General features: G+C 64.8%; 34 protein-coding genes. 5 read left to right on the top strand and 29 right to left on the bottom strand.

The genetic code is table 11. The features are described from left to right. Window positions 1–48: 48 nt before the first annotated feature. The 17 genes from rpsQ to VGN66_RS08560 all read right to left on the bottom strand — a co-directional run bounded on the left by rpsQ (window position 49) and on the right by VGN66_RS08560 (window position 11,312). A complete protein-coding gene (rpsQ, locus tag VGN66_RS08640) occupies window positions 49–318 on the bottom strand; it encodes a 30S ribosomal protein S17 (protein WP_066574429.1) in 270 nt (89 codons plus the stop codon). Between the two features lie 13 nt (window positions 319–331). Next, window positions 332–535, bottom strand: coding sequence for a 50S ribosomal protein L29 (rpmC, locus tag VGN66_RS08635; protein WP_224920546.1), 204 nt, complete (start codon window positions 533–535; stop codon window positions 332–334). Window positions 536–538: 3 nt separating this feature from the next. Continuing rightward, a complete protein-coding gene (gene rplP / locus VGN66_RS08630; protein WP_224920545.1) occupies window positions 539–970 on the bottom strand; it encodes a 50S ribosomal protein L16 in 432 nt (143 codons plus the stop codon). A 12-nt stretch (window positions 971–982) separates the two neighbouring features. Continuing rightward, window positions 983–1,690 carry a 30S ribosomal protein S3 gene (gene rpsC / locus VGN66_RS08625; protein ID WP_224920544.1) on the bottom strand — a complete coding sequence of 236 codons (708 nt, stop codon included), beginning with the start codon at window positions 1,688–1,690 and terminating at the stop codon, window positions 983–985. Beyond that, window positions 1,690–2,070 carry a 50S ribosomal protein L22 gene (rplV, locus tag VGN66_RS08620; protein WP_294019501.1) on the bottom strand — a complete coding sequence of 127 codons (381 nt, stop codon included), beginning with the start codon at window positions 2,068–2,070 and terminating at the stop codon, window positions 1,690–1,692. The genes rpsC and rplV overlap by 1 nt, the downstream gene beginning before the upstream one ends. A 1-nt stretch (window position 2,071) precedes the next feature. Beyond that, window positions 2,072–2,350, bottom strand: a complete 279-nt coding sequence (gene rpsS, locus VGN66_RS08615) for a 30S ribosomal protein S19 (protein ID WP_224920542.1) — start codon at window positions 2,348–2,350, stop codon at window positions 2,072–2,074. A gap of 3 nt (window positions 2,351–2,353) precedes the next feature. Beyond that, a complete protein-coding gene (gene rplB / locus VGN66_RS08610; RefSeq protein WP_224920541.1) occupies window positions 2,354–3,205 on the bottom strand; it encodes a 50S ribosomal protein L2 in 852 nt (283 codons plus the stop codon). A 1-nt stretch (window position 3,206) separates the two neighbouring features. Beyond that, on the bottom strand, window positions 3,207–3,521 hold the full coding sequence (locus VGN66_RS08605; protein ID WP_224920540.1) for a 50S ribosomal protein L23: 315 nt from the start codon (window positions 3,519–3,521) through the stop codon (window positions 3,207–3,209). Then, a complete protein-coding gene (gene rplD / locus VGN66_RS08600; protein WP_224920539.1) occupies window positions 3,514–4,128 on the bottom strand; it encodes a 50S ribosomal protein L4 in 615 nt (204 codons plus the stop codon). The genes VGN66_RS08605 and rplD overlap by 8 nt, the downstream gene beginning before the upstream one ends. 2 nt (window positions 4,129–4,130) lie before the next feature. Further along, entirely contained in the window at window positions 4,131–4,889 is a 759-nt protein-coding gene (rplC, locus tag VGN66_RS08595; RefSeq protein WP_224920538.1) for a 50S ribosomal protein L3, read from the bottom strand. A gap of 283 nt (window positions 4,890–5,172) precedes the next feature. Continuing rightward, window positions 5,173–5,481 carry a 30S ribosomal protein S10 gene (gene rpsJ, locus VGN66_RS08590; protein ID WP_066664400.1) on the bottom strand — a complete coding sequence of 103 codons (309 nt, stop codon included), beginning with the start codon at window positions 5,479–5,481 and terminating at the stop codon, window positions 5,173–5,175. A 127-nt stretch (window positions 5,482–5,608) separates the two neighbouring features. Further along, on the bottom strand, window positions 5,609–5,950 hold the full coding sequence (locus tag VGN66_RS08585; protein ID WP_327518408.1) for a hypothetical protein: 342 nt from the start codon (window positions 5,948–5,950) through the stop codon (window positions 5,609–5,611). A gap of 98 nt (window positions 5,951–6,048) precedes the next feature. Continuing rightward, complete coding sequence (gene tuf, locus VGN66_RS08580) at window positions 6,049–7,245, bottom strand: elongation factor Tu (RefSeq protein ID WP_224920537.1); 1,197 nt, start codon at window positions 7,243–7,245, stop codon at window positions 6,049–6,051. Between the two features lie 163 nt (window positions 7,246–7,408). Continuing rightward, on the bottom strand, window positions 7,409–9,502 hold the full coding sequence (gene fusA / locus VGN66_RS08575) for an elongation factor G (RefSeq protein WP_224920536.1): 2,094 nt from the start codon (window positions 9,500–9,502) through the stop codon (window positions 7,409–7,411). Window positions 9,503–9,596: 94 nt separating this feature from the next. Beyond that, window positions 9,597–10,067 (bottom strand): 30S ribosomal protein S7, encoded by a 471-nt coding sequence (gene rpsG, locus VGN66_RS08570; RefSeq protein WP_224920535.1) that lies wholly within the window; start codon window positions 10,065–10,067, stop codon window positions 9,597–9,599. Between the two features lie 59 nt (window positions 10,068–10,126). Next, complete coding sequence (gene rpsL / locus VGN66_RS08565) at window positions 10,127–10,498, bottom strand: 30S ribosomal protein S12 (protein ID WP_019831557.1); 372 nt, start codon at window positions 10,496–10,498, stop codon at window positions 10,127–10,129. 181 nt (window positions 10,499–10,679) lie between these two features. Further along, entirely contained in the window at window positions 10,680–11,312 is a 633-nt protein-coding gene (locus VGN66_RS08560; RefSeq protein WP_327518407.1) for an SAM-dependent methyltransferase, read from the bottom strand. A gap of 108 nt (window positions 11,313–11,420) precedes the next feature. Here VGN66_RS08560 and VGN66_RS08555 point away from each other — a divergent pair, with 108 nt between their 5' ends. Both VGN66_RS08555 and VGN66_RS08550 read left to right on the top strand, forming a co-directional pair. Continuing rightward, on the top strand, window positions 11,421–12,620 hold the full coding sequence (locus tag VGN66_RS08555; protein WP_327518406.1) for a hypothetical protein: 1,200 nt from the start codon (window positions 11,421–11,423) through the stop codon (window positions 12,618–12,620). A gap of 53 nt (window positions 12,621–12,673) precedes the next feature. Further along, entirely contained in the window at window positions 12,674–13,153 is a 480-nt protein-coding gene (locus VGN66_RS08550; protein ID WP_327518405.1) for a polymer-forming cytoskeletal protein, read from the top strand. Between the two features lie 70 nt (window positions 13,154–13,223). On the opposite strand, the gene VGN66_RS08545 is transcribed toward VGN66_RS08550, so the two are convergent. The 5 genes from VGN66_RS08545 to VGN66_RS08525 are packed head-to-tail and all read right to left on the bottom strand — an operon-like array spanning window position 13,224 to window position 17,912. Further along, window positions 13,224–14,498, bottom strand: a complete 1,275-nt coding sequence (locus VGN66_RS08545; RefSeq protein WP_327518404.1) for a metal-dependent hydrolase family protein — start codon at window positions 14,496–14,498, stop codon at window positions 13,224–13,226. A gap of 56 nt (window positions 14,499–14,554) precedes the next feature. Then, window positions 14,555–15,967 (bottom strand): dihydrolipoyl dehydrogenase, encoded by a 1,413-nt coding sequence (gene lpdA, locus VGN66_RS08540; RefSeq protein ID WP_327518403.1) that lies wholly within the window; start codon window positions 15,965–15,967, stop codon window positions 14,555–14,557. A 53-nt stretch (window positions 15,968–16,020) separates the two neighbouring features. Next, window positions 16,021–16,404: an acyl-CoA thioesterase gene (locus VGN66_RS08535; RefSeq protein WP_066659757.1), complete on the bottom strand. Its 384-nt coding sequence runs from the start codon at window positions 16,402–16,404 to the stop codon at window positions 16,021–16,023. Then, window positions 16,397–16,618: a hypothetical protein gene (locus tag VGN66_RS08530; protein ID WP_327518402.1), complete on the bottom strand. Its 222-nt coding sequence runs from the start codon at window positions 16,616–16,618 to the stop codon at window positions 16,397–16,399. The genes VGN66_RS08535 and VGN66_RS08530 overlap by 8 nt, the downstream gene beginning before the upstream one ends. A gap of 10 nt (window positions 16,619–16,628) precedes the next feature. Further along, the gene (locus tag VGN66_RS08525) at window positions 16,629–17,912 is read right to left on the bottom strand and encodes a pyruvate dehydrogenase complex dihydrolipoamide acetyltransferase (RefSeq protein ID WP_327518401.1); all 1,284 of its coding nucleotides are present in this window, start codon (window positions 17,910–17,912) and stop codon (window positions 16,629–16,631) included. A gap of 141 nt (window positions 17,913–18,053) precedes the next feature. Between VGN66_RS08525 and VGN66_RS08520 the strand changes: the two genes are divergently transcribed. Then, window positions 18,054–18,509, top strand: a complete 456-nt coding sequence (locus tag VGN66_RS08520; protein WP_327518400.1) for a universal stress protein — start codon at window positions 18,054–18,056, stop codon at window positions 18,507–18,509. 6 nt (window positions 18,510–18,515) lie between these two features. After that, window positions 18,516–19,832 carry a M28 family metallopeptidase gene (locus VGN66_RS08515; protein ID WP_327518399.1) on the top strand — a complete coding sequence of 439 codons (1,317 nt, stop codon included), beginning with the start codon at window positions 18,516–18,518 and terminating at the stop codon, window positions 19,830–19,832. 95 nt (window positions 19,833–19,927) lie between these two features. On the opposite strand, the gene VGN66_RS08510 is transcribed toward VGN66_RS08515, so the two are convergent. From VGN66_RS08510 to VGN66_RS08480, 7 genes are all read right to left on the bottom strand, one after another. After that, window positions 19,928–20,806: an RcnB family protein gene (locus VGN66_RS08510; protein WP_327518398.1), complete on the bottom strand. Its 879-nt coding sequence runs from the start codon at window positions 20,804–20,806 to the stop codon at window positions 19,928–19,930. 133 nt (window positions 20,807–20,939) lie between these two features. After that, the gene (locus tag VGN66_RS08505; protein WP_327518397.1) at window positions 20,940–21,425 is read right to left on the bottom strand and encodes a GAF domain-containing protein; all 486 of its coding nucleotides are present in this window, start codon (window positions 21,423–21,425) and stop codon (window positions 20,940–20,942) included. A 169-nt stretch (window positions 21,426–21,594) separates the two neighbouring features. Continuing rightward, window positions 21,595–22,029, bottom strand: coding sequence for a hypothetical protein (locus VGN66_RS08500; protein ID WP_327518396.1), 435 nt, complete (start codon window positions 22,027–22,029; stop codon window positions 21,595–21,597). A 43-nt stretch (window positions 22,030–22,072) separates the two neighbouring features. Further along, on the bottom strand, window positions 22,073–22,477 hold the full coding sequence (gene arfB, locus VGN66_RS08495; protein WP_327518395.1) for an alternative ribosome rescue aminoacyl-tRNA hydrolase ArfB: 405 nt from the start codon (window positions 22,475–22,477) through the stop codon (window positions 22,073–22,075). Continuing rightward, window positions 22,467–23,153 (bottom strand): RluA family pseudouridine synthase, encoded by a 687-nt coding sequence (locus tag VGN66_RS08490; protein ID WP_224920522.1) that lies wholly within the window; start codon window positions 23,151–23,153, stop codon window positions 22,467–22,469. The genes arfB and VGN66_RS08490 overlap by 11 nt, the downstream gene beginning before the upstream one ends. 82 nt (window positions 23,154–23,235) lie before the next feature. Beyond that, window positions 23,236–23,838 carry an NAD(P)H:quinone oxidoreductase gene (wrbA, locus tag VGN66_RS08485; protein WP_224920520.1) on the bottom strand — a complete coding sequence of 201 codons (603 nt, stop codon included), beginning with the start codon at window positions 23,836–23,838 and terminating at the stop codon, window positions 23,236–23,238. Between the two features lie 181 nt (window positions 23,839–24,019). Beyond that, the gene (locus VGN66_RS08480; RefSeq protein WP_327518394.1) at window positions 24,020–24,742 is read right to left on the bottom strand and encodes a pirin family protein; all 723 of its coding nucleotides are present in this window, start codon (window positions 24,740–24,742) and stop codon (window positions 24,020–24,022) included. 114 nt (window positions 24,743–24,856) lie between these two features. Here VGN66_RS08480 and VGN66_RS08475 point away from each other — a divergent pair, with 114 nt between their 5' ends. After that, window positions 24,857–25,759: a LysR family transcriptional regulator gene (locus VGN66_RS08475; protein ID WP_327518393.1), complete on the top strand. Its 903-nt coding sequence runs from the start codon at window positions 24,857–24,859 to the stop codon at window positions 25,757–25,759. Window positions 25,760–25,762 lie beyond the last annotated feature (3 nt).

Here is a 25,762-nt window from a genome sequence, read left to right as displayed (position 1 = left end):
AACATGTTCCGGGGGTTCCAGTTGAACTCTTGAGACCCTTGCGGGGTCTTAAGCGATGTCGGCCCGCTCGGGGGTCGCGTGGGTGTTAACCCGCTCGATCACCTTCCAGGTCTTCAGCTTGCTGATCGGCGCGGTCTCTTCGATCCGCACGGTCTCGCCCGCCTTATACTCGTTCGCCTCGTCATGGGCGTGATACTTCTTCGAGCGCCGGATGATCTTGCCGTAGAGCGGGTGCTTGACCTTGCGCTCCACGTTCACGACCACCGTCTTGTCGCCCTTGTCGGACACGATCTGCCCGGTCAGCACGCGCTTCGGCATGTTCGTTGTCCTCTTACTTCGCAGCCGAGCGCGAGCGCTCGTTCTGCAGCGTCTTGATGCGGGCGATGTCCTTGCGGACTTCCTTCACGCGGCTCGGCTTTTCGAGCTGGCTGGTCGCCGCCTGAAAACGCAGGTTGAATGCCTCGCGCTTCAGGTTGCCCAGCTCGTCGCCCAGCTGATCGTCGCTCTTGGCGCGCAGATCGGTTGCCTTGGTCATCTCTTAACCCTCCAGGTGCGACGTGTCGCCGAGGCGGGCCACGACCTTGGTCTTGATCGGCAGCTTCATCGCCGCACGCTCGAACGCTTCTGCAGCGAGCGGGCCGGGAACGCCGTCCAGCTCGAACAGGATGCGGCCAGGCGCAACGCGCGCTGCCCAATACTCAGGGGCACCCTTGCCCGAGCCCATGCGGACTTCGGCAGGCTTGCTCGACACCGGCAGATCCGGGAAAATGCGGATCCACAAACGGCCCTGACGCTTGATGTGGCGCGTGATCGCGCGGCGAGCCGCCTCGATCTGGCGTGCGGTGATCCGCTCCGGCTCCATCGCCTTCAGGCCGTACGACCCGAAGTTCAGCGTCGCGCCGCCCTTGGTCTCACCCTTGATCCGGCCCTTGAAGGCCTTGCGGAACTTGGTGCGCTTCGGTTGCAACATTGTCTCTAACCCTTAGCGACGGTCATCGCGCGCAGGGCGAACGCCCGACGTCTGCGATTCCATGTTCAGGCGATCGGTCGCCATCGGATCATGGCCCAGGATCTCGCCCTTGAAGATCCAGACCTTGACGCCGCACACGCCATAGGCGGTGTGCGCTTCGGCGGTGGCGTGATCGACGTTCGCGCGCAGCGTGTGCAGCGGAACGCGGCCTTCACGATACCATTCCGAACGCGCGATTTCCGCGCCGCCCAGACGGCCACCACAGTTGATCCGGATGCCTTCCGCGCCGAGACGCATCGCCGACTGAACGGCGCGCTTCATGGCACGACGGAACGCGATGCGGCGCTCCAGCTGATCGGCGATGCCCTGCGCAACGAGCTTGGCATCGACTTCCGGCTTGCGGATCTCGACGATGTTCAGCGACACGTCCGAGCTGGTCATCGACGCGAGCTTCTTGCGAAGCTTCTCGATGTCCGTGCCCTTCTTGCCGATGATCACGCCGGGACGTGCAGCAAAGATGCTGACGCGGCACAGCTTGGCCGGACGCTCGATCACCACCTTGGAGATCGCCGCCTGCGGCAGCGTCTTCATGATGAACTGACGCATCTTGAGGTCTTCAAGCAGCAGGCGGCCATAGTCGGCGCCTTCTGCGAACCAGCGGCTGTCCCAGGTGCGGTTGATCTGCAGGCGCAGACCGATCGGGTTGCTCTTGTGACCCATTATGCTTCTTCCTGCACTTCGCGCACCACGATGCGCAGACGGCTGAACGGCTTCAGGATGCGCGTCGACTTGCCGCGACCACGGGTGTGGAACCGCTTCATGGTGATGGACTTGCCGACCGACGCCTCGGCGACGACGAGTGCGTCGACGTCGAGGTTGTGGTTGTTCTCGGCATTGGCGATGGCCGAAGCCAGCACCTTGCGCGCGTCAACCGCCATCGCCTTCGTGCTGAAGGAGAGGATGTTGAGTGCGTCACCGGCACGCTTGCCGCGGATCAGGCCAGCAACCAGGTTCAGCTTCTGCGCCGAACCACGGATCTGCGTGCCAACCGACAGCGCCTCATTGTCGCCAACGCGACGGGGAGCCTTGGGCTTCGACATGTTAGCGCTTACCCTTCTTGTCGGCCGCGTGGCCCGGGAAGAACCGGGTCGGGGCGAACTCGCCGAGCTTCATGCCGACCATGTCTTCGTTGACCGACACCGGCACGAACTTGCGGCCGTTGTAGACGCTGAAGGTCAGGCCGACGAACTGCGGCAGGATGGTCGAACGACGCGACCAGGTCTTGATCGGACCGCTACGGCCCGAGCTCTCCTGAGCGACTTCCGCCTTCTTCAGGAGGTGGAGGTCCACGAACGGACCCTTCCAAACGGAGCGAGCCATAGGTTAGCCCTTCTTCTTCGCGTGGCGGCTGCGGATAATGAACTTATCCGTCGCCTTGTTGTGACGGGTGCGCGCACCCTTGGTCGGCTTGCCCCACGGGGTGACCGGATGACGGCCGCCCGAGGTCCGGCCTTCACCACCGCCGTGCGGATGGTCGACCGGGTTCTTGGCGACACCGCGGGTCAGCGGGCGGATGCCCTTCCAGCGGTTGCGGCCAGCCTTGGCGAGGTTAGTGTTGCCATTGTCGGGGTTCGACACGGCGCCAACGGTGCCCATGCAGTCCGCACGGATGTAGCGCTGCTCGCCCGAGTTCAGGCGAACGATCACCATGCCGCGATCACGACCGACGACCTGCACATAGGTGCCTGCCGAACGTGCGATCTGGCCACCCTTGCCCGGCTTCATCTCCACATTGTGGACGATGGTGCCGACCGGCATCTGGCCCAGCTCCATGGCGTTGCCCGGCTTCACGTCGGTCTTCTTGCCGGCGATCACCTTGTCACCAACGCCGAGGCGCTGGGGAGCGATGATGTACGCGACATTGGCCTTGCCTTCCGGCGTGTCACCATAGTTGATCAGCGCGATGAAGGCGGTGCGGTTGGGATCATACTCGATCCGCTCCACGGTGCCTTCGACGTCCCACAACCGGCGCTTGAAGTCGATGATGCGGTAACGCTGCTTGTGGCCACCCGCGATGCCGCGCGACGTCACGTGGCCCTTGTTGTTACGGCCACCGGTCTTGCGCTTGCCTTCGGTCAGCGCCTTGACGGGACCGCCCTTGTGCAGACCCGAACGGTCCACCAGGATCAGGCCACGCCGCGCCGGCGAGGTCGGGTTATAATTCTTCAGAGCCATGTCAGTTGACCCCCTGCGTGACGTCGATCGAATCGCCGTCCTTCAGCGTGACGATCGCCTTCTTGATGTCGCTGCGCGTGTAGGGCTTGCCCTTCCAGCGCTTCGTCTTGCCCTTCTGGACGATCGTGTTCACCGCGGTGACACCAACGCCGAAGATCGCCTCGACCGCAGCCTTAATCTGCGGCTTGGTCGCTTCACCGGCGACCTTGAAGACCACCGCATTGTGCTCGGAGACCAGGGTCGACTTCTCGGTGATGTGCGGCGCGACAATCACGTCATAATGACGGATGTCGATCTGCTCCTGCTTCTTAGCCATTGAAGCGCGCCTCCAGCTTTTCGACGGCAGCGCGGGTCAGGACCAGCGTGTCGTGCTTCAGGATGTCATAGACGTTGGCGCCGACTGCCGGGAGGACGTTGACGCCCACCAGGTTGCGTGCTGCGAGGAAACCGTCACCGGCTTCACCGTCGATCACCAGCGTCTTCTTGCCGACGTTGAGGCCAGCGAGCTGGTCCTTGAGCGCCGCCGTCTTGCTCGCCTCGAACCCGTCGAGGACGATCAGCGAACCCGCCTTGGCGTGGCTCGACAGCGCCATCTTCAGGCCCAGCGCGCGAATCTTCTTGTTCAGCGAGCTGTTAAAGTCACGGAGACGCGCACCGTGAGCCTTACCACCGCCGATGAAGATCGGGGCTGCGCGATCGCCGTGACGAGCGGTACCGCCGCCCTTCTGACGACCGAACTTCTTGCCGGTGCGCGACACCTCCGAACGCTCACGCGTCGGACGTGCGGTGCCGCGGCGATTCCACAGCTGCCAGGTGACGACGCGGTGCAGGATGTCGGCGCGCGGCTCGAGACCGAAGACTTCGTCCTTCAGCTCGATATCGCCCGATGCCTTGGCGTCGAGGGTTTGAACCTTGACCTTCACGTTCAGCCCTCCTGGCCGTCGGTCGCCGCAGGTGCCTCAGCCGTATCGGCCGGGGTGTCCGCTGCAGCGGTGTCGTTGGTGTTGGCAGCACTCTTGATGCCGGCGGGGAACGGCGCGTCGGCGTGACGCGCGACCTTGACCGCATCCTTGACATAGAGCCAGCCGCCCTTCGAGCCAGGGACCGAGCCCTTGACGAAGATCAGGCCGCGCTCGACGTCGGTGCCGACGATTTCGAGATTCTGCTGCGTGCGAAACTTGTCGCCCATGTGGCCGGCCATCTTCTTGTTCTTGAAGACCTTGCCCGGATCCTGGCGCTGACCGGTCGAACCGAGTGCACGGTGGCTGATCGAGACGCCGTGCGTCGCGCGCATACCACCGAAGCCCCAGCGCTTCATGCCGCCCTGGAAGCCCTTACCCTGGGTCTTGCCCTGGATATCGACATACTGGCCTGCGACATAATGGTCGGCCGAAATCTCGGCGCCCACGTCAAGCAGACCGTCTTCGTCAACGCGGAATTCCGCGAGGACCGCCTTGGGCTCCACTTCGGCCTTGCCGAACTGGCCACGCTGCGGCTTGGCGACATTCTTTGCCTTGGCGCTGCCTGCGCCAAGCTGGACGGCGGTGTAGCCGTCACGATCTTTTTCGCGAACCGAGACAACCTGCAGCCCTTCGAGGCTCAGGACGGTAACCGGCACGTGGCGGCCATCGTCCTTGAACAGGCGGGTCATCCCCAGCTTCTTCGCGATCACGCCAGTGCGCATGATCTGTTGCTCCTCAATACAGAGGCACCCCGCGGACCATTCCGAAGGGTGCGTGCTTCAGCCCAAATATGCAGTACGAGCCCCCGTCCGGGCTGAATTCCCACCCGAGGGCGGAAAAGACGGGGGACGCAGGCCCGGGCCATTTTCCTTGCGGAGCCTGACCCGGCGGTATCCCTATGTCGTTTGAGCTTTCGCTCCGGGTCGGATCATCGGATCGGGATCGATCCGGCCAGCCCTGCGCGACTCCAATGGAATCGCGAATCTCGTTGGGAGAGCGCGGCCTTTAGGCCAGCTTGATCTCCACGTCAACGCCAGCGGCGAGGTCGAGCTTCATCAGCGCGTCAACGGTCTGGGCGGTGGGCTGAACGATGTCGAGCAGGCGCTTGTAGGTGCGCGTCTCGAACTGCTCACGCGACTTCTTGTCGATGTGCGGGCCACGGTTGACCGTGAACTTGTCGATGTGGGTCGGGAGCGGGATCGGGCCACGGATCATCGCGCCAGTGCGGCGCGCGGTGTCGGCGATGTCGCTTGCGGCCTGATCGAGCACGCGGTGGTCGAACGCCTTCAGGCGGATGCGGATATTGTTGTCCATGTCCCTACCAATGCGAAAGAGCGGGGCGCGTGAAACACGCCTCTTGCTGGTTCATACGCTAAAACGAAGGCGGGCCACTACAGCGGAAGCGGGCGAATGGCAAGAGGGCAAGGCGCAGAAATTTCGCCTAACCCTTCCCTCCACCGTCACCCCGGTCTTCAGCCGGATCACGCTGCCCATCTTCGGCAAAGCGGGCACCCATCTCTGTAAAATGCTCCTCATCCGAAAACCCGCCACCCTCATCGTACAAGAAGAGAGTCACGGGACCGCGCTGTCCCATCGCCCACGCCACCGCATCACTCACGGAAACCGCCTCCAGGGCGTCATAGAGGACATAGGTCGCCGAATCCTGGTCAGGGGCCTGGTCTGCGTCCTTGCAGCTATTGTCGTGCTCCACCGCCTCTACGATCGCATTGATCGTCTTCCAGCGGTATTTGCGAGTGCGGTTGTCGACGATGTTCCAAATCATCTGCCAACGATATCGCTTCCGGCGCAGCCCACAAACAAAAAGCCCGGCCTCCCCTGGGGGAAGCCGGGCTCTTCATTCTCAGCCCTTGCGGGCGTCGATTACTTGTCGATCGAAGCGACGACGCCTGCACCGACGGTGCGGCCGCCTTCGCGGATCGTGAAGCGCTGGCCGATGTCCATTGCGATCGGCGCGATCAGCTTCACGCCCAGCGCGACTTCGTCGCCCGGCATGACCATCTCGGTGCCCTCAGGCAGCTCGATCGTGCCAGTGACGTCGGTGGTGCGGAAGTAGAACTGCGGACGATAGTTCGCGAAGAACGGCGTGTGACGGCCACCCTCGTCCTTCGACAGGACGTACACCGACGACTGGAAGTCGGTGTGCGGGGTGATCGAACCCGGCTTGGCCAGAACCTGGCCGCGCTCGACTTCGTCACGTGCAACGCCGCGGATCAGCGCGCCGATGTTGTCGCCTGCCTGGCCCTGGTCGAGCAGCTTGCGGAACATTTCGACGCCGGTCACGGTGGTCTTGCGGACGGTCGGCTGAATGCCAACGATCTCGACTTCCTCGCCAACCTTCACAACGCCGGTCTCGACGCGGCCGGTGACCACGGTGCCGCGACCCGAGATCGAGAACACGTCTTCAATCGGCATCATGAACGGCTTGTCCAGCGGACGCTCCGGCTGCGGGATCGATTCGTCGACAGCGGCCATGAGCGCGAGGATCGCGTCCTTGCCCAGCGTGTCGTTCGAACCCGACAGGGCGCAGGTCGCCGAACCGCGGATGATCGGAATATTGTCGCCGTCGAACTCGCGACGCGACAGCTCTTCGCGGATTTCCATTTCGACCAGCTCGAGGATTTCCTCGTCGTCGACCAGGTCAACCTTGTTCAGGAAGACGACCATGGTCGGAACGCCGACCTGCTTGGCGAGCAGGATGTGCTCCTTGGTCTGCGGCATCGGGCCGTCGGTGGCCGACACGACCAGGATCGCGCCGTCCATCTGCGCCGCGCCGGTGATCATGTTCTTCACATAGTCGGCGTGGCCGGGGCAATCGACGTGCGCATAGTGACGCGACTCGGTCTCATACTCGACGTGCGCGGTCGAGATGGTGATGCCGCGCTCGCGCTCTTCGGGAGCCTTGTCGATGTTGGCGAAGTCAACCGCTGCGTTGCCCGCGACGTTCTCTGCCAGGATCTTCGTGATCGCCGCCGTCAGCGAGGTCTTGCCGTGATCGACGTGACCGATGGTGCCGATGTTGAGATGCGGCTTGTTCCGCTCAAACTTTGCCTTCGCCATTAGTTTCCTACCTTCTGGATTCTGATTCGCGGCCTTCACGGCGCCACGCGAACGCGGCCCCATAACGGCTGTTTCTAGATAACGCCAGCCTTAGTCGGTTTGGGCTGCGGTGCCGGAGCGGGCCGGCACCGCGGATGCGCCAACGGCGCATCCCCCAAACAAATTACGCCAGCTTCGCCTTCACTTCCTCGGCCACGTTCGGCGGCACTTCGTCATAATGCGAGAACTGCATGCTGTACTGCGCGCGTCCCTGCGTGAACGAGCGGAGCTGGTTCACATAACCGAACATGTTGGCCAGCGGGACCATCGCATCGACGGTCTGCGCGTTACCACGGCTGTCGGTGCCCTGGATCTGACCACGACGGCTGTTGATGTCGCCGATGACGTCACCAAGATAGTCCTCGGGGGTCACGACCTCAACCTTCATCACCGGCTCGAGCAGCGTGATGCCCGACTTCTGCGCCGCTTCGCGCATCGCGGCGCGGGCACAGATTTCGAACGCCAGCGCCGACGAGTCGACGTCATGGTATGCGCCGTCATACAGCAGCACTTCGAAGTCGATGATCGGGAAGCCGACCAGCGAACCGGTCAGTGCCGTCTCGCGGAAGCCCTTTTCGATCGCCGGGATATATTCCTTCGGAATGTTACCGCCCTTGATCTCGTCCTTGAAGACGAAGCCCGAACCGCGCTCACCCGGGGTCAGCTTGACCTTGACGCGACCGAACTGGCCGGTGCCGCCCGACTGCTTCTTGTGGGTGTAGTCGATGTCGACCGGCTTCTTGAGGTATTCGCGATACGCCACCTGCGGCGCGCCGACATTTGCCTCGACCTTGAACTCGCGCTTCATGCGATCGACCAGGATCTCGAGATGGAGCTCGCCCATGCCCTTGATGATGGTCTGGCCCGACTCATGGTCGGTCGAAACGCGGAACGAGGGATCCTCGGCAGCCAGACGGTTGAGCGCGAGGCCCATCTTTTCCTGGTCGGCCTTGGTCTTCGGCTCCACCGACAGCTCGATCACCGGCTCGGGGAATTCCATCCGCTCGAGAATGATCGGGTGCGCGGTGTCGCACAGCGTGTCGCCGGTCGTGGTCTCCTTGAGGCCCGCGATTGCGACGATGTCGCCTGCACGCGCCTCATCGATGTCCTCACGCGAGTTCGCGTGCATGAGGAGCATACGGCCGATCTTTTCCTTCTTGTCCTTCACCGAGTTCAGATAGCTGCCCTTGGTCAGCGTACCCGAATAGATGCGGGCGAAGGTGAGCGAGCCGACGAACGGATCGTTCATGATCTTGAACGCGAGCAGCGACAGCGGCGCATCGTCGGCCGGCGGACGCGAATCCGGGGTCTCGCCGTCGAGCTTCACGCCCTGAACGTCCGGAATGTCGAGCGGCGAAGGCAGATAGTCGACCACTGCGTCGAGCAGCGGCTGAACGCCCTTGTTCTTGAACGCCGAACCGCAAACGATCGGCACGAACGACATCGCCAGCGTACCCTTGCGGATCAGCTTCTTGAGGTCGGCGACCGACGGCTCATTGCCTTCCAGATACGCTTCCATCAGCGCATCGTCCTGCTCGACGGCCATTTCGATCAGCTCGCTGCGATACTTGGCGGCCTTTTCGGCCATGTCCGCAGGGATGTCCTGATATTCGAACTTCGCGCCCAGCGACTCTTCGAGCCAGATGATCGCGCGGTTGTTGACCAGGTCGACCAGGCCCTTGAACCCGCCCTCGATACCGATCGGAAGATACAGCACCGCCGGACGCGCGCCGAGACGCTCGATGATCGAATCCACGCAGAAATAGAAGTCGGCGCCGGTGCGATCGAGCTTGTTGACGAAGCACATGCGCGGCACGCCGTACTTGTCGGCCTGACGCCACACGGTTTCCGACTGCGGCTCAACGCCGGCAACGCCGTCGAAGCACGCAACCGCGCCGTCGAGCACGCGCAGCGAACGCTCGACTTCAATCGTGAAGTCGACGTGGCCCGGGGTGTCGATGATGTTGATCAGATGCTCGGGGCCATTGCCGTCCTCGGCCTTCCACTTGCAGGTGGTGGCCGCCGACGTGATCGTGATCCCGCGCTCCTGCTCCTGCTCCATCCAGTCCATCGTCGCCGTGCCTTCATGCACTTCGCCGATCTTGTAGGACTTGCCGGTGTAATAGAGGATACGCTCAGTCGTCGTCGTCTTACCGGCGTCGATGTGCGCCATGATGCCGATATTGCGATAGCGATCGAGCGGATGGCTGCGGGCCATGATCGTGGTTCCTTAAGGATATGGGGAGCCGCCAGAAGCGACTCCCCGGGATATAGGTAAGAATGTTACCGGAAAAAGACCGGCAACGCCGTCATTACCAGCGGTAGTGGCTGAACGCGCGGTTCGCTTCCGCCATGCGGTGCGTGTCTTCGCGCTTCTTCACCGCGTTGCCGCGATTGTTCGAAGCGTCCAGCAGCTCACCCGACAGGCGTGCCGACATCGTGTTCTCGCTGCGGTTGCGCGCAGACGTGATCAGCCAGCGGATCGCCAGTGCCTGGGCGCGCTCGGGGCGCACCTCGACCGGGACCTGATAGGTCGCACCGCCGACGCGGCGGCTGCGGACTTCGATGCCCGGCTTGATGTTGTTGAGCGCTTCATGAAAGACGCCGATCGGGTCCTTCTTCGCACGCTGCTCGACAACCTGAAGCGCCGAATAGACGATACCTTCAGCGACGGCCTTCTTGCCGTCCAGCATCACGCTATTCATGAACTTCGACAGAACCTGATCTCCGTACACGGGATCGGGCAGGATTTCCCGCTTTTCGGGACGACGACGACGAGCCATCTTGAATTTCCTTCTAAAACTTCAGCCGGTTCCGGAACCTGTCCGGGGCTTACTTTGGCTTACTTCGGACGCTTCGCGCCGTACTTCGAACGGCTCTGCTTGCGATCCTTGACACCCTGGGTATCGAGAACGCCGCGCAGGACGTGATAGCGCACGCCGGGAAGATCGCGAACGCGACCGCCGCGGATCAGGACCACCGAGTGCTCCTGAAGATTGTGGCCTTCACCCGGAATGTACGAAATCACTTCGCGCTGGTTGGTCAGGCGAACCTTGGCCACCTTGCGCAATGCCGAGTTCGGCTTTTTCGGGGTCGTCGTGTACACGCGGGTGCAGACACCGCGCTTCTGCGGGTTCTGTTCCATCGCAGGGACCTTGCTCTTGGCCTTCTGCGGTTCGCGGCCCTTGCGGACCAGCTGGTTAATCGTCGGCATGAAGCCCTTCACCTTCCAATGGTTACTTTGCTGGAGCCATGATTCCGGAAAATACGAAAGGACCCTGGCGGCCCTAAAGCGGCCTCCGGGCCCTGGCGTCTCCAACAACGTTCAGCTCATTAAAGCTCGCGGGACGGAATCCCTGCGAGCGCGCGGCCTATATACGCGCACCCCCGACCGGTCAACGGGGTGTTTGGGCGCGAGTATCCGGTCGCGCGGGGATGCGCCACATATAAACGGTAGCGCCCCCGGCGCGGCGCTTCGCCTCCGGCTTCCAGTCGCCCATATCAAACGCATGGCTGACCACGCGGGTCCCGGGTTTGAGTTGCGCGAACAGCTGCGGGCGCAGGCGCAGATTGACCTCCGGCAGAAGGTACATGGTGACGACATCGGCCGAGCTCAAATCGGTCTCGAACAGGTCCGCCGCTTCGAATCGCACCTTGTCTGCCACACCAGCCTTGCGCGCCGCCGCACTTGCCTTGCGGATCAGCACCGGATCGAGGTCCACCCCCAGCCCCGTCGCCCCGCGTTCCTTCGCGGCGGCGATCAGGATGCGCCCATCGCCGGTCCCCAGGTCGATCACCGTGTCGCCGGGCTTCACCTCCCCCATCTCGAGCATCAGCGCGACCACCTCGCGCCGCGTGCTCTTGTAGGGGACATCCAGCGCCGGCCCGCCAAAGATCGTCGAGGCCGAACAGCTCACCATCGTCGGCAACATGCACCGCGCACCCAGCGCAATCAGGCCAAGCACGATCACCGCCAGGATCAGGGCGGCGATACGGAAGCGAGCGGCGGAGGACAATGCAGACAGCATCCGGTCCGACCCTGCCTTCTTGCGGGCGCCGTGTCCACCATCGGTGGCCGCCGAGATAATCGCTAGGCTTAACGCGATCTTAAACGCACCGTCTTAGGTTCTGCGCCAATGTCGTTCGTGAATGTCCGCCCGGGATCGTCCCCACCCGCGCCTGCGCAATGGATCGTCGCGATCGTCGTGCTCGTGGCGGCGGCTCAGGCGTGGGCCCTATGGCCGTTCTTCACACCGGACATCGGCATCGACTATGTGCCCTGGTTCAACTACGCTGTGACCCATGGTGGATGGCGTGCATTCGCCACCCCATTTGGCAGTTACTCCCCGCCCTACCTCTATTTGCTTGCCCTTGCCGCTCCGCTCAAGGGCGTGCTCTCTGACGCGCACGTCATCAAGGTTGTGGCATTTGTCGGAATGGCGTGGCTTGTCGGCTCGATCTGGCAGCTGCTGCGCGCCCTGAAGACACCGCACGCGTGGCGATATGCATTGTGCGTCCCGGCCCTTCCCAGCGTGATGTTGAACGCGGGCCTTCTTGGTCAGGTCGATGCACTTTATGTGGCGCCTTGCATCATGGCGGTGGCGGCGGCCCTCGAGCGCCGGCACATCACGATGTTTGCCTGGTGCGGCGTTGCCGTGGCGTTCAAGGCGCAGGCGGTCCTCATCGCCCCCTTTTTCCTCGCTATTGCAATCCAGCGTCGCATCCCGCTGGCGCAATGGCTTGCCGCCCCTGCAGCGTTGCTGGGGATGATGGTCCCGGCCTTGCTGGCCGGCTGGCCTCCCGCCGATCTTGCCACGATCTATTTCCGCCAGGCCGGCACGTTCAGCAACGACATCGCGCGCAATGCACCAAATATTTGGTCGCTCGCCGGTATGATAGCTCCCGATTTCGCGCCGCGCCTGTTCGGCCTCGCGCTCGCGACCGCGCTGGGTGCGACCGCATGGTTCGTCGCGAGGATGCAGGTGGTACGGTTCGACAAGGCCGGGCTGGTCGGCATGGCGGCGCTGGCCGCTTTGCTTACCGCAGGGCTGCTGCCACGCATGCACGAGCGGTACTTCATGCTCGCCGACATGTTGATCATCGCCTTCGCCATCGCCCGCGGCACACGCCCCGCATTCGCGCTCGCCGCACTGGTTCAGATCGGGTCGTTTGCGGCGATTACAGGGTATCTGGGCCTCGGCCCGCCGGTCGTCGCGTTGGGCGCGCTGTGCATGATTGCGGCAACGTTGATCGTGGCCAGGCCGCTCGCGATCCCGAATGCAAATGATAATCCCCCAACGGGACGAAATCCGCGACCAGCCATACTGCGGCCCTGATTCCGCTATGATATCGGACAGCGACTCAGTTTCCGGGGAAGTGCGGAGTGAAGATGTTCAGCAATAATCGTTCGCGTGATGACCGTTCCGGCACGTCGCCTGCACCGCTCACGCAGAGCGGCGGCGCGTCGAAGCGCGGCATGTTCTCGGTCATCGGGCCGGACATCGTCATCACTGGCAGCATCCGTGCGACGAGCGAGCTGCATATCGAGGGTCGCGTCGAGGGCGATGTCGATTGCAGCACGCTTGTCCAGGGCGCCGACAGCCAGATTTTCGGCAGCGTCACGGTCGAAAGTGCGCGCGTTGCCGGCGCGATCGAGGGCACCGTCCGCGCCAAGCTGCTTACCGTCGAGCGCACCGCGCGCATCACTGGCGATGTCGAATATGAGACTATCACGATCGAAAATGGAGGCCATGTCGATGGTCGCCTGAAGCATATGAGCGCGATCACCGCCGCGCCACTGCGTGCCGAACCGGTTCAATCCGTCTCGGACCAGCCGATCACGATCGCATCGATCATCGGATCCGACTAGGCCCGATCCTCAGCGTCAAGCGAACAAACGGGCGCGGTTCACACGAACCGCGCCCGTTTCGTAAGGCGCCTCAGTCGGCGACGCGCGCGCCGCCCTTGATCACATCGGTGACCTTGGTCAGCACGGTCACGTCCTTCAACGGATCGCCCTCGACCGCGATCAGGTCGCCATAGCGCCCGACCTCGATCGCGCCGACATCGCTGGTGCGCCCCAGCGCCTCGGCGGCGTTCACCGTCGCCGCGCGGATCGCCTGAATCGGCATCATCCCGTATTCGACCATATATTTGAACTGCCCGGCCGCCGTGCCGTGCGGCATCACGCCCGCGTCGCTGCCAAACACCATCTTCACGCCAGCGGCATGCGCCTTGCGGAAGTTATCGCGCTGGATCTGCCCGATCTCGCGGTCCTTGCGCAGATTGTCCTCGAGCACGCCGTTCTTCTTGCCCTCCGACTGGGTATATTCGGTGTTGTAGATATCCATCGAAAACCAAACCGGCTGCTTGCGCGCGACCGCCAGCCTGATCCCTTCGTCATCGACCAGGCTGGCATGTTCGATCGTGTCGATCCCCGCGCGGATCGCCGCCTTGATCCCCGCAGCACCATGCGCGTGCGCCGCGACCTTCAGGCCCCATTGATGCGCCTCATCCGCGATGGCGCGCATCTCGTCCTCCGACAGCTGCTGCTGGCCGGGTTCGGTATTGCGCGAGAACACCCCGCCGGTGGCGCAGATCTTGATGACCTCGGCACCGTATTTGCGCTGCTCACGCACGATCCGGCGCAACTCGTGCGCCCCGTCGCCGACCGCCACGCCCTTCGACTTGAACGAGGGCGGCAGATAGGTGCTGTCGCAATGCCCGCCCGTCGCGCCCAGCGAATGCGCGCCCGGCACGATCCGCGGCCCGGCGATCAGCCCCTCTGCAATCGCCTGCTTGTACCCGACATCGGCATAATTTTCGGACCCGACATTGCGGATCGTCGTAAAGCCCGCGCGCAGCATCGCCCGCGCATTCGCCGTCCCCTGAATCGCCCAGAAGCTGTCGGTGAACTGCAAGCCGGTATAGCCGCCGTAAACGGGATTGCTATCGAGATGGACATGCATGTCGATCAGCCCGGGCAGGATCGTCTTCCCGCTCAGGTTGATATGCCGGACATCGCTGCTCCAGCGCACAATGCGCGCGTCGGCAATGTTGGTGATGCGGCCATCGGTGATGAAGATCGCGGGATGCTCGACCACCTTGCCGCTGACCACGTCGATCATCCGGTCGGCGGTGACCACCACCGTCTCGGCGCCCGCGGGGGTGGCGGCGGCGAGCGCCAGCGCCGCACCGATCATGCTGAACTTCATACCAATATCCCCTGTCGTGTCCGCAGCACGCTCGCCGCGAACACGATCAAGGTCAATCAGATATGGATCACCCGCCCATAGGCCGCCAGCACGCTCTCGTGCATCGACTCGCTGATCGTCGGGTGCGGGAACACCGTTTCCATCAGCTCCGCCTCGGTCGTCTCCAGCGTCTTGCCGATGGTATAGCCCTGGATCATCTCGGTCACTTCCGCCCCGATCATGTGCGCGCCGAGCAGTTCGCCGGTCTTGGCATCGAACACCGTCTTCACGAACCCGTCGGGCTCGCCCAGCGCGATCGCCTTGCCGTTGCCGATGAAGGGGAAATTGCCGACCTTGACCTCGTAACCCGCTTCCTTCGCCTTGCCTTCGGTCAGGCCGACGCTGGCGATCTGCGGGTGGCAATAGGTACAGCCGGGGATGTTGCGCGGGTCCATCGCGTGCGGATGCTTGCCCGCAATCGCCTCGGCCGCGATCACGCCCTCATGGCTCGCCTTGTGCGCCAGCCACGGCGGCGCGGTGATGTCGCCGATCGCGTAGAGGCCATCGATGTTGGTCTTGCACGCCGGATCGGTCTTGAGGAAACCGCGATCGTCGACCTCGACGCCGAGTTCCTTGAGGCCGATGTCCGCCGTGTTCGGCACGATGCCGATCGCGACGATGACATGGCTGTATTCGCCCGCAACCGCCTTGCCGTCCTTGCCGGTGATCTTCGCCTTCACGCCGTTCTTGTCGGCGCTGATCGACTCGATCTTGGCGCTGGTCATGATATTCATGCCTTGCTTCTTGAGCGCCTTCTCGAGATGCGCGGAGATGTCCTTGTCCTCGACCGGCACGATGCGGTCGAGCATTTCGACCACCGTCACATCGCTGCCCATGTCGTTGTAGAAGCTGGCAAACTCGATCCCGATCGCGCCCGATCCGATGACCAGCAGCTTGCCCGGCATCTCCTTCGGCGTCATCGCATGGCGATAGGTCCACACGCGCTCACCATCGGCGGGCAGGTTCGGCAGGTCACGGGCGCGCGCGCCGGTGGCGAGGATGATGTTCTTCGCGGCCAGCTCGGTCACCTTGCCGTCCGCGCCGGTCACCGACAGCTTGCCCCCAGGCTTACCGGCGCCGGTCAGCTTGCCGGTGCCCATGTGCACCGCGATCTTGTTCTTCTTCATCAGGTGCGTGATGCCCTGATTGAGCTGCTTGGCCACACCGCGCGAGCGCTTGACCACCGCATCCAGGTCCGCGCTGATCTTCTCCGCAGCCAGACCATAATCCTTGGCATGCTGCATGAAGTGGAAGATCTCGGCCGAGCGCAGCAGCGCCTTGGTCGGGATGCACCCCCAGTTGAGGCAGATGCCGCCGAGCACCTCGCGCTCGACGATCGCGGTCTTGAGACCGAGCTGGCTCGCGCGGATCGCGGCGACATAGCCGCCGGGTCCGGAGCCGAGCACGATCAGGTCATAGGATTCAGCCATGTTTTTGCCCCTGGGGAAGGAAGGGTTGGAAGAGTGAGATGGGGTCGGTCGGACTATCCGTCCACCGGCCGTGGTTTGCGGTCCTCGCCGACCGCAACAAAGGTGAAGTTCGCCTGGGTCACCAGCTCGCGCTCCTCGCCATGGCGACAGCGGCGCCAGGCTTCGACCTCGATCAGCATCGAGCTGCGCCCGATTTTGACGATCTGGGCATAGACCGACACCTCGTCACCGACCGCAACCGGCGCGTGGAACTGCATCGAATCCATCGCGACGGTGACGGCGCGGCCCTTGGCGCGGCGCGCGGCGACGAGACCGGCGGCCAAATCCATCTGTCCCACCAGCCAGCCGCCGAAGATATCGCCATAGGCATTGGCGTCGGCGGGCATGGTGCTGACGCGAATCGCGGGTTCGATCGCGGGGGGCTCCCGGTCAGGCATCGTTGCCGCCTTTCACGCCCTGCGGGTTGCGCTGCAGCCACATTGCACGGCGCATCGGCCCCACGCCCATCACGATGATGCACAGGATCGCAATGCCCGTAACCAGCCACACATCCGCCCGCGCGAGCGGATAGGCCCAGCTCGCCAGCGCCCCGATCAGCAACGCGACCGCGATTCCTGCGGCGATATGAAGCGCTTCGATCAAGACACGCATGGCGGGGCGCTCAGGCCAGCAGGCCCATGGGCGATTCGATCAGCGCCTTGAGGACCTTCATCAGCTCGGCGCCATCGGCCCCGTCCACTGCGCGGTGATCGAAGCTGCCGGTCGCCGACATCACCGTCGCCACGCCCAGCGCATCATCGACGATGTACGGACGCTTCTCGCCCGCGCCGACCGCCAGGATCATCGCCTGGGGCGGGTTGATGACGGCGTCGAACTGCTTGATCCCGAACATGCCCATGTTCGAAATGCTGGCGGTGCCGCCCTGATATTCGTGCGGCTGGAGCTTGCCTTCCTTGGCGCGCTGGCCAAGCTCCTTCATCTGGGTCGAGATCGACGCGAGGCCGATATTCGCCGCGTCGCGGATGATCGGGGTGATCAGGCCAGTCGGCGTCGACACCGCGACCGAAATGTCGGCGCGGCTGTACTTGACCAGCTTGTCGCCGGCATAGGTCACGTTGCACTTGGGCACCTGCACCAGCGCGACCGCGAGCGCCTTGATCAGCATGTCGTTGACCGACAGCTTCACGCCGCGCCCTTCGAGGCTCTTGTTGAGCTGGCCGCGCAGCTTGAGCAGCGCGTCGAGCTGGATGTCGACGGTCAGATAGATGTGCGGGATCGTCTGCTTCGCCTCGGTCAGGCGGCGCGCGATCGTCTTGCGGATGTTGCTGAGCTTCTCGACCTCGTGCGGGATGCTCTCGTCATACCATACCGATGCCGGAGCCGCGGCCGGAGCCGATGCAGCAGCGGCGGCAGGCGCTTCGGCAGCCTTGGGCGCAAGGGCAGCACCGGCCTTCGCGTCGGCGACATCGGCCTTGACGATGCGGCCGTTCGGGCCGGAACCAGCGACGCCCGACAGGTCAACGCCCTTTTCGGCGGCGATGCGGCGCGCCAACGGGCTCGCCTTGACGCGATCGCCGTCAGCCTTTGGCGCAGCCGCCGGAGTGGGCGCAGGCGCAGCGGCAGGCGCCGGAGCAGCCTCGGCTTTGGGCGCTTCTGCCTTGGGAGCCTCAGCCTTTGGCGCGGAAACCGACGCGGCATCCTCGCCCTCGGCCGCCAGCACCGCAATGACGGTGCCGACCTTCACCCCGTCCGTGCCCTCGGCAATGACGATCTTGGCGATCACGCCCTCATCGACCGCCTCGAACTCCATCGTCGCCTTGTCGGTCTCGATCTCGGCCATCAGGTCGCCGGCTTTGACCGTATCGCCTTCTTTCACCAGCCATTTGGCGAGCGTGCCCTCCTCCATCGTCGGGGACAAAGCGGGCATCTTGATTTCGATCGACATGGGTGGGGAGGATCCTGTCGTGATATGGGGTGGGTTCTCGCGCCCTCCTTGCGCGATGAACGGCTTGGGTCAACCCCGCCCCTTGCGCTCGAGACCGCGACGCGTCACCACCTGTCACCTACGGAGGGGGGAACTGGTTTCATGCGTACCTATCTGGTCGTGGTCGACGAAAGCCCCGAGGCGCAGATCGCGCTCCGCTTCGCCGCGCGCCGCGCGGTCAAGACCGGCGGCGGGGTCGAGATTCTCGCGCTGATTCCCAAGCCCGACTTCGTCCAGTGGGGCGGCGTGATGGCGACGATCGAGGAAGAGGGGCGGCAACGCGCCGAAGCGCTGGTCGCGGGCGCGGCGGGCACGCTGATCCAGGAATCGGGGCTCAAACCCAGCATCACCGTAGTCGAAGGCGACGGCCCCACGGTCATCCGCGAGATGATCGAGGCGAATCCACAGATCGCCGCGCTCGTGCTCGGCGCTGCCGTCGGCGGCAAGCCTGGCCCGATCGTCACCCACTTTACCAGCGGCGACATGGCGATCCTGCCCGTGCCGCTGATGATCATCCCGGGGAGCCTCGACCGCGAGGCGATCGACCGGCTAAGCTGAGGATCTATGCGCACCATCTTCCTGTCCACGCTGCTGATCGCAGCCCCCGCCGCCGCCCAGCAAAAGTCCGTCGAAGCGCCGAGCCCCGAGCGGCTCAAGGCCGATGTCGAAAAGCTGGTCAGCTTCGGCACGCGCCACACCCTCTCCTCCCCCGAAGACCCCGTGCGCGGCATCGGCGCGGCGCGCAAATGGGGCGCGGAGGAGCTCGACCGGATCGGCGCGGCGTGCGGCAATTGCATCACCGTCGCGCGGATCGGCCGCACCTTCACCGGCCCGCGCGCGCCGAACGGGGTCGAAGTCGTCAACGTCCTCGGCTTCCAGCAAGGCGAAGATCCCAAGCGCGTCGTCATCGTCCAGGGCCATATCGATTCGCGCGTCAGCGACGTGATGGACTTCACCAGCGACGCCCCCGGCGCGAATGACGACGCATCGGGCACCGCCCTGGTGATCGAGGCGGCACGCGTCCTGTCGAAGCACAAGCTCAAGGCAACGATCGTCTATGCGCTGCTGTCGGGTGAGGAGCAGGGCTTGTGGGGCGGCACGTTGCTCGCCGAAACCGCGAAGGAGCGCGGCTGGGAAGTCATCGCCGTCCTCAACAACGACATTGTCGGCAACACCGTCGGCCAGAACGGCGTGCGCGTCGCCGATCGCGTGCGTGTCTTCTCCGAAGGCATTCGCGCGTCGGAAGACCTGCCCGGCCAGATCGGCCGACGCGGCGATGGCGGCGAGGATGACGGCCCCAGCCGCGCGCTCGCCAAGGCGATCGACAAGGTCGCGGATGGAATGCGCGAGTCGGACAAGGACGCGCTCGATGTGTTCGTCGTCCGCCGCCCCGACCGCTTCGGACGCGGCGGCGATCACGAGCCGTTCCTGCGCCTCGGCTATCCCGCGATCCGTTTCTCGGTCGCTGCCGAGAATTACGACCAGCAGCATCAGGACCTGCGCACCGAGCAGGGCCGCGTCTATGGCGACACGGTCGACAAGATGGACTTCCCCTATCTGGCGAAGGTCACCGCGCTTAACATCGCCACGATCCGCCGCCTCGCCAATGCGCCATCAGCCCCCTCAGGCGTGGTGCTCGACGGCGCGGTGAGCGCGGATACCAAGGTGCGCTGGAACGCCGTCCCCGGTGCGCGCGGCTACAAGGTCTATTGGCGCCGCAACGACACGCCGAACTGGACCGACGTGCGCGGCGTCGCCGGGCGGACCGAGACGGTGCTGAAGGATGTGGTAGTCGATGACCACTTCATCGGTGTGTCGGCAGTCGCGGCGGATGGCAGCGAGAGCATCGTGACGTTCGGGACAAGGCCGCCACGGAACTGACCCCAAATCGTCGCCCCGGCGCAGGCCGGGGCCGCCCAGGGGTGAGGGAATCCCGCTAAACTTGGCGGCCCCGGCCTGCGCCGGGGCGACGCAACTTACCGGCAGCAATCCTTGGTCGAACGCCGCACCGTCTTGCTCGGATAGCGCCGCACGGTCTTCACCGGCGCGCGATAGGTGCGGACTTGCTCGACCTCCTCGATCACCTCTTCGGTAACAGTGGTCGTCGTGGTCGCGCCCGACTGGATCACGATCGTCGTCACTGTCGGCCCGGCCATGTAATAGCCGCCACCATAATAACCGCGGGCGTAGCCGCCGCCCTGCGCACCGCATGGGTTAGCGCAGGACGGCGGGGCATACCCCCCCGGGTACCGCTGTGCGGGGATCGATCGCCGCGCGGGGCGCTCGTCCTCGTAATCCTCATCCTCATAGTCCGGAGCCGCGTAGCCCGCGCCATAACCGCCGCCGCCACCGCCGCCAGCCGCCGAGGCATAGCCGCCACCGGCATAGGCCGTGGCCGAACCACCGCCGCCGCCGCTCCAGTCGAGCCCGCTCACCGAATCCCAAACCCGCCCATTGCGGTCGGCCAGCACGGCATCGTCATAGTAACGCAGCCAGCCATAGCCATGTGCCGGGCGGCTCAGCCCCCAGTTCGACCAGTCATCGATCCAGAAGCCACCACCAACCCAATAGCTCGGCAGCGTCCAGCCGCGCACGGGGCGGCGATAGGCGCTCCACCCACCCGGCGCGCGCGTCCCGGCGTGCCAGCGTCCACCGACCATCGGGCCCCAGCGGCCGCCATGCGGGGTGGCGCGCGGCGGATCGATCCGCGTCGCAGGGACCGAGCGCGCCGGATAGCGCGCCGGCTCGCGATCGCGCTGAGCCCATTGCCCATCGCGCCATACGCGCTGCGCATCTGCTGGGGTTGCAACCGCAAGTGCGGCAATCGACAAAGTGGCGAGGGTCAGGGCACGCATCGGCTGGACTCACTGTTCTGGTGACGTGCGACCACTCAAGCGGGCAAGAAGGACCGCACCTCTTAACAGGTTCTTAACATTACCCGCGCCGACTTCCTACCACGGCGGATGGTTAAGAGAGTCCCGATCCGGGTCAGCTGACAAGTCGGGGAGCGAGTAACGCCATCAGCGCCTCACACCCCGCCGCATCCTCGGCATCAAACCGGCCAGTGACCGGGCTGTCGAGGTCGAGCACGCCGATCAATTCGCCGTCATGCACGATCGGCACGACCAGCTCGGCATTGCTCGCCGCGTCGCAGGCGATGTGCCCCGGAAACGCATGGACGTCCTCGACCAGCTGCGTCTCGCGCGTCGCCGCCGCCGCGCCGCACACGCCCCGGCCGAACGGAATGCGGATACACGCCGCCTTGCCCTGAAACGGCCCGAGCACCAGTTCCCCGCCGACATTCCGGTAGAATCCCGCCCAGTTAAGGTCGGGCAAATACTGGCCGATCAACGACGCGGCGTTCGCCATATTAGCGATCGCGTCAGGCTCCCCCGCCGTCAGCGCATCGAGCGCGGCGTGGAGATCGCGATAAAGTTCGGTCTTGGACCCGGCGGCAATGTCGAAGCTGTACATGCGCCGCAGGTGGCGTGTTCAGCGAACTTCGACAAGCCCCCCCCTGATCGTCACCCCCGCGAAAGCGGGGGCCCATCTCCCGGACTGCCCACACACAGCACCGATTCGAGTGTGAAACGCGCACGAGATGGGCCTCCGCTTTCGCGGGGGTGACGGCGAGGATTTGAGTCTAAGGACACCGCACCCGCGTCATCCCGTCCGACATCAGGCTGTTGCCATTAGCGGACAGCGTAAAGGTCCGCGTCGCCTCCCACGTCTCGCCCTCACCGGTATAGCGCGCCGCAACCCGGATTTCCTGCCCCGTGCCCGTCACCCCGGTCACGCTGGCGCTGCTTTCGTAGAAGCGCAGTTCTGCGGGCGCGATCGTCAGCCGGGTGACGTCGCCCCCCTTGCCGCAATCGCTGGCCTTGGCGCTCCACGCGCCCTGAAACGGGGCGGGAATGGTGTCGGTGGCGGCGGTCGCAGTCGGGCGTGGCTCGACCGGATCGGGCAGGCTCAACGGCTCCATTTCCTGCGCATTATTCTGGGTCATATCGTCCAGCGCCGGTTCCTGCGAACAGGCGGCGACGAGGACGAGCGGCAGTATCAGGGTCAGTCGGATCATCCCGTGCCAACGCACCGCGCCGGGGGATCGTTGCGCGAGATGATCAATCGAGCTGGACCCTGCCCCGCCCCGCCTTGATCGCGGACCGCCCCTTTTTCTCGTCCACGCGCCGTGCCTTGGCCGCCTTGCCAGGCTTGGTCTTGATCCGCCGCACCTGCCGCTCCAGCGCCTTGTCGATCAGCTCAACTACCCGCGCACGGGCATCTTCGCGATTGGCATCCTGCGTTCTGAACTTGCGCGCGGTGACCACCAGCTCGCCGCCCGACGTCATCCGGCTCCCCGCCAGCTCCTTGAACTTGGCATAGGCATAGGGCGGCAGTCCGAGTGCAAATACGTTGATGCGCAGCTGCACCGCGGTCGCGACCTTGTTGACATTCTGCCCGCCCGGCCCCGACGCGGCGAGGAACTTTTCCTCGACGATCGCCGCCTCGGGCAGTTCAGCCGGCATCGTCGCCCAGATCGTCCTGAGGCTGCCCGCCCGCAAAGCCGAACGCGCGGAACGAATCCGGGGTCGGCGCCTCGGCATGAATGTCGGGCTTGCCCGGTCGCGGCACGGTCAGCTGCGCGGCGTGGAGCATCATCTTGCGCCCGTTGGCGACGCCGTAAACCGGGTCCCCGGTGATCGGAAAGCCCAGCCCCTCGGCGGCATGGACGCGGATCTGATGCGTGCGCCCGGTTTCGGGATAGAATGCGATGAACGCGCGCCCGTCCTTCTGGGCCAGCATCCGCCAGCGCGTCCGCGCCGCCTTGCCATTCGGGCTTCCGGTCATTCGCCAGCCGCGCTCGGCGCTCGAAATCTTGATCAGCGGCAGATCGATCATCCCCGACGGCGCATCCGGGATGCCATCGATCACCGCCAGATAGCGCTTTGTCACCTGCCCCGCCTCGAACGCCTGCTGGAACCGCGCATGCGCCTTGGGATTGCGCGCCAGCAACAGGCACCCGCTGGTGTCGCGGTCGAGCCGGTGGACCGGCGTCGGCCAGCGCTGAAACCCGAAGGTCAGATTGCCGAGGTGATTTTCAAGGCTGATCGACCCGTCGCGCGGCGGATCGACCGGAAGCCCGGCAGGCTTGTCGATGATCAGCGCTTCGCCGTCGATGAAGAGTACGTGATCCTGGATCATGCGCCCGCTTTGGGCGGGAGCGCGCACAGTTGCAATCATCGAGTTGCCCGGGGCGGGGCCATCTGCCCCGCCCGGGCTGGCATTACGCGATCAGCTTGGTCGCGACCTCGGCAATGCGCTTGCCCTGATAGCGTGCGCCCGCCAGATCGATCGCGCTCGGCATGCGGCTGCCATCGCCGCCCGCGACGGTGGTCGCGCCATAGGGTGCGCCGCCCAGCACTTCGTCGATCTTGCCCTGGTCGGAATGGCCATAGTCCAGACCGACGATGGTCAGGCCGAAGTGCAGCAAATTGGTGATGATGCTGAACAGCGTGGTCTCGTTGCCGCCATGCTGGGTCGCGCTCGACGTGAACGCACCGCCGACCTTGCCGTGCAGCGCGCCCTGATACCACACGCCACCCGCAGTATCCCAAAACGCCGCCATCTGGCTCGCCATCCGGCCAAAGCGGGTCGGCGAGCCGACGATGATCGCGTCATAATCCTTCAGCGCGTCGGGGCCATCGATTAGCGGGTGGGCGCTGTCGGCCTTGAAGCCGGCGGCCTTGACCACCGCCTCGGGCGCGGTTTCGGGAACGCGGCGGATATCGACGGTCGCGCCAGCCGAGCGTGCGCCTTCGGCAACCGCTTCGGCCATCGCCTCGATATGGCCATAGGACGAGTAATAGAGCACCAGAACCTTGGTCATTTAAGTTCTCCTGAAAGTCCCCCCTCCCGCTTGCGGGAGGGGTCGGGGGAGGGAATGTTCGGGAGGGGGCGGACACGCCCTCCCCCAGCCCCTCCCGCAAGCGGGGGGGAGTTTCTAGAAAAAGGGGTGGAGCGGCCCGCCTTGGGAGGGGGAGGTAAGCGGACCGCTCCGGGGGGGCTGTTCAGTCGGAATCGACCAGGACGATTTCGGCATCCTCGATCGCGGTGATCGTGACCGTCTGGCCACCGCTCAGCGCGGCGCCATCGCGGGCGTTGAAGGGCCGGGCGCCTGCCCCGGCCTCCGAGCCGGGGGCGATGGTGATCTTGCCGACCGCGGGGACGAGATAGGCATGCCGCCCCTCGCCGACGCTGTGCGTCACGCTCTCGCCGGCCTTGATCGTCGCGCCGAGCACGCGGGCATCGGCGCGGATCGGCAGCGCGTCGCTGTCCTCGGCAAAGCCGCTCGCCAGCGTCACGAACTTGCCCGAACGCTCGCCCTTGGGGAACGGCTTGGCGCCCCAGCTCGGCGCGCCGCCACCGGCGCGGGGCATGATCCAGATCTGGAACAGCGTCGTCGTCTCGGATTCCAGATTATATTCAGCGTGCCGCACCCCGGTGCCCGCGCTCATCACCTGGACGTCGCCGGCCCCGGTCTTGCCGGTATTGCCCATCGAGTCCTGATGCGTGATCGCGCCGGTGCGGACATAGGTGATGATCTCCATGTCCTTGTGCGGGTGCGGCGGAAAGCCGCTGTTCGGGCCGATCTCATCGTCATTCCACACGCGGATCGCCCCCCAGCCCATGCGGGCGGGATCATAGTAATTCGCGAAGCTGAAATGGTGACGGGCATTGAGCCACCCGTGATCGGCATGGCCCAGACTTTCGAACGTGCGTTTGTCGATCATGGGAACCTCCTTGCTTGAGGTCCAAGATAGGCACGGCGTCCGACGCGTAAATGGAAACGTTTGAAACAGATCGTTTCGGGTTTATACAGGGTGGGTCACTTGGGAGTTCCAACGATGCGCCTGCCCGATTTCGAAGCCTGGGCGATCTTCGCCTGTGTGGTCGAGCATCGCTCGTTCAGCGGCGCGGCCGCCGCGATCGGGGTGAGCAAGGCCACCGTGTCCAAGGCGATCGCCCGGCTCGAGGCGCAACTCGGCACCGCATTGTTCCACCGCACCTCGCGCCGCCTGACGCTGACCGACAGCGGCACCGCACTCGCCGAACGCGCCGGACGCATCCTCGCCGAAGCGCAGGCGGCGGAAGAAGCCGCGATCGATTCCGCCAAGGCGCCATCGGGCCTCGTCCGCATCGCGGCGCCGATCACCTTCGGCATCCGCTTCGTCGCCGATGCCATCGCCGACCTGCTCACCGAACATCCCGGCATCCAGATCGACCTGCGCCTGTCGGATGCGCGGGTGGATATCGTCGCCGACGGCTATGACATCGCCCTGCGCATCGCTGACCTGCCCGACAGCTCGTTACGCGCCCGCCGCCTCGCGCCGGTCCAGTCGCGCGTCGTCGCCGCCCCCGCCTATATCGCGCAGCACGGAACGCCGCGCCATCCCGCCGACCTCGCGCACCATGCCTGCTTCCTCTACGCCAATGCGATCGGCGCGTGGCAGTTTCGCAAGGCCGATGGCGAGGAAGCGGCAGTGCGCCCTGCCGGGCCGCTGATCACCGACAATGGCGACGCGATGATGCCGGCCTTGCTCGCCGGGCTTGGCATCGCCCGCTTGCCCGACTTCATCATCGACCGCGAACTCGCCGACGGTCGCCTCGTCGAGATCCTTGCCGACTGGTCGCCGATGAACATTGCGCTCCACCTGCTCACCCCGCCCAGCACCCTGCGCCCCGCGCGGGTCGAACTGGTGATCGACTTCCTGTCCCAGCGTTTCCGCAACCTCTGCACGCGGGTTTAGCCG

It is taken from the genome of Sphingomonas sp., from assembly GCF_035998645.1.
In the GTDB taxonomy this organism is placed as follows: domain Bacteria; phylum Pseudomonadota; class Alphaproteobacteria; order Sphingomonadales; family Sphingomonadaceae; genus Sphingomonas.
This window is presented reverse-complemented; position numbering and strand designations above follow the sequence as displayed.

Excerpts from the sequence above, each read along its gene's own strand:
- VGN66_RS08510 (WP_327518398.1), bottom strand. The coding sequence starts at position 20,806 with ATGCGTGCCCTGACCCTCGCCACTTTGTCGATTGCCGCACTTGCGGTT.
- rpsL (WP_019831557.1), bottom strand. The coding sequence starts at position 10,498 with ATGCCGACGATTAACCAGCTGGTCCGCAAGGGCCGCGAACCGCAGAAG.
- rpsG (WP_224920535.1), bottom strand. The coding sequence starts at position 10,067 with ATGGCTCGTCGTCGTCGTCCCGAAAAGCGGGAAATCCTGCCCGATCCC.
- VGN66_RS08505 (WP_327518397.1), bottom strand. The coding sequence starts at position 21,425 with ATGTACAGCTTCGACATTGCCGCCGGGTCCAAGACCGAACTTTATCGC.
- rplC (WP_224920538.1), bottom strand. The coding sequence starts at position 4,889 with ATGCGCACTGGCGTGATCGCGAAGAAGCTGGGGATGACCCGCCTGTTC.
- VGN66_RS08530 (WP_327518402.1), bottom strand. The coding sequence starts at position 16,618 with ATGCGTGTCTTGATCGAAGCGCTTCATATCGCCGCAGGAATCGCGGTC.
- fusA (WP_224920536.1), bottom strand. The coding sequence starts at position 9,502 with ATGGCCCGCAGCCATCCGCTCGATCGCTATCGCAATATCGGCATCATG.
- VGN66_RS08475 (WP_327518393.1), top strand. The coding sequence starts at position 24,857 with ATGCGCCTGCCCGATTTCGAAGCCTGGGCGATCTTCGCCTGTGTGGTC.
- rpsQ (WP_066574429.1), bottom strand. The coding sequence starts at position 318 with ATGCCGAAGCGCGTGCTGACCGGGCAGATCGTGTCCGACAAGGGCGAC.
- VGN66_RS08535 (WP_066659757.1), bottom strand. The coding sequence starts at position 16,404 with ATGCCTGACCGGGAGCCCCCCGCGATCGAACCCGCGATTCGCGTCAGC.
- rpsJ (WP_066664400.1), bottom strand. The coding sequence starts at position 5,481 with ATGGACAACAATATCCGCATCCGCCTGAAGGCGTTCGACCACCGCGTG.
- VGN66_RS08550 (WP_327518405.1), top strand. The coding sequence starts at position 12,674 with ATGTTCAGCAATAATCGTTCGCGTGATGACCGTTCCGGCACGTCGCCT.
- arfB (WP_327518395.1), bottom strand. The coding sequence starts at position 22,477 with ATGCCGGCTGAACTGCCCGAGGCGGCGATCGTCGAGGAAAAGTTCCTC.
- VGN66_RS08520 (WP_327518400.1), top strand. The coding sequence starts at position 18,054 with ATGCGTACCTATCTGGTCGTGGTCGACGAAAGCCCCGAGGCGCAGATC.
- VGN66_RS08585 (WP_327518408.1), bottom strand. The coding sequence starts at position 5,950 with ATGATTTGGAACATCGTCGACAACCGCACTCGCAAATACCGCTGGAAG.
- rplP (WP_224920545.1), bottom strand. The coding sequence starts at position 970 with ATGTTGCAACCGAAGCGCACCAAGTTCCGCAAGGCCTTCAAGGGCCGG.
- lpdA (WP_327518403.1), bottom strand. The coding sequence starts at position 15,967 with ATGGCTGAATCCTATGACCTGATCGTGCTCGGCTCCGGACCCGGCGGC.
- VGN66_RS08560 (WP_327518407.1), bottom strand. The coding sequence starts at position 11,312 with ATGCTGTCTGCATTGTCCTCCGCCGCTCGCTTCCGTATCGCCGCCCTG.
- VGN66_RS08605 (WP_224920540.1), bottom strand. The coding sequence starts at position 3,521 with ATGGCTAAGAAGCAGGAGCAGATCGACATCCGTCATTATGACGTGATT.
- rpsC (WP_224920544.1), bottom strand. The coding sequence starts at position 1,690 with ATGGGTCACAAGAGCAACCCGATCGGTCTGCGCCTGCAGATCAACCGC.
- VGN66_RS08490 (WP_224920522.1), bottom strand. The coding sequence starts at position 23,153 with ATGATCCAGGATCACGTACTCTTCATCGACGGCGAAGCGCTGATCATC.
- VGN66_RS08480 (WP_327518394.1), bottom strand. The coding sequence starts at position 24,742 with ATGATCGACAAACGCACGTTCGAAAGTCTGGGCCATGCCGATCACGGG.
- rplV (WP_294019501.1), bottom strand. The coding sequence starts at position 2,070 with ATGTCGAAGCCCAAGGCTCCCCGTCGCGTTGGCGACAATGAGGCGCTG.
- VGN66_RS08555 (WP_327518406.1), top strand. The coding sequence starts at position 11,421 with ATGTCGTTCGTGAATGTCCGCCCGGGATCGTCCCCACCCGCGCCTGCG.
- rpsS (WP_224920542.1), bottom strand. The coding sequence starts at position 2,350 with ATGGCTCGCTCCGTTTGGAAGGGTCCGTTCGTGGACCTCCACCTCCTG.
- VGN66_RS08545 (WP_327518404.1), bottom strand. The coding sequence starts at position 14,498 with ATGAAGTTCAGCATGATCGGTGCGGCGCTGGCGCTCGCCGCCGCCACC.
- VGN66_RS08515 (WP_327518399.1), top strand. The coding sequence starts at position 18,516 with ATGCGCACCATCTTCCTGTCCACGCTGCTGATCGCAGCCCCCGCCGCC.
- tuf (WP_224920537.1), bottom strand. The coding sequence starts at position 7,245 with ATGGCGAAGGCAAAGTTTGAGCGGAACAAGCCGCATCTCAACATCGGC.
- VGN66_RS08525 (WP_327518401.1), bottom strand. The coding sequence starts at position 17,912 with ATGTCGATCGAAATCAAGATGCCCGCTTTGTCCCCGACGATGGAGGAG.
- VGN66_RS08500 (WP_327518396.1), bottom strand. The coding sequence starts at position 22,029 with ATGATCCGACTGACCCTGATACTGCCGCTCGTCCTCGTCGCCGCCTGT.
- rpmC (WP_224920546.1), bottom strand. The coding sequence starts at position 535 with ATGACCAAGGCAACCGATCTGCGCGCCAAGAGCGACGATCAGCTGGGC.
- wrbA (WP_224920520.1), bottom strand. The coding sequence starts at position 23,838 with ATGACCAAGGTTCTGGTGCTCTATTACTCGTCCTATGGCCATATCGAG.
- rplB (WP_224920541.1), bottom strand. The coding sequence starts at position 3,205 with ATGGCTCTGAAGAATTATAACCCGACCTCGCCGGCGCGGCGTGGCCTG.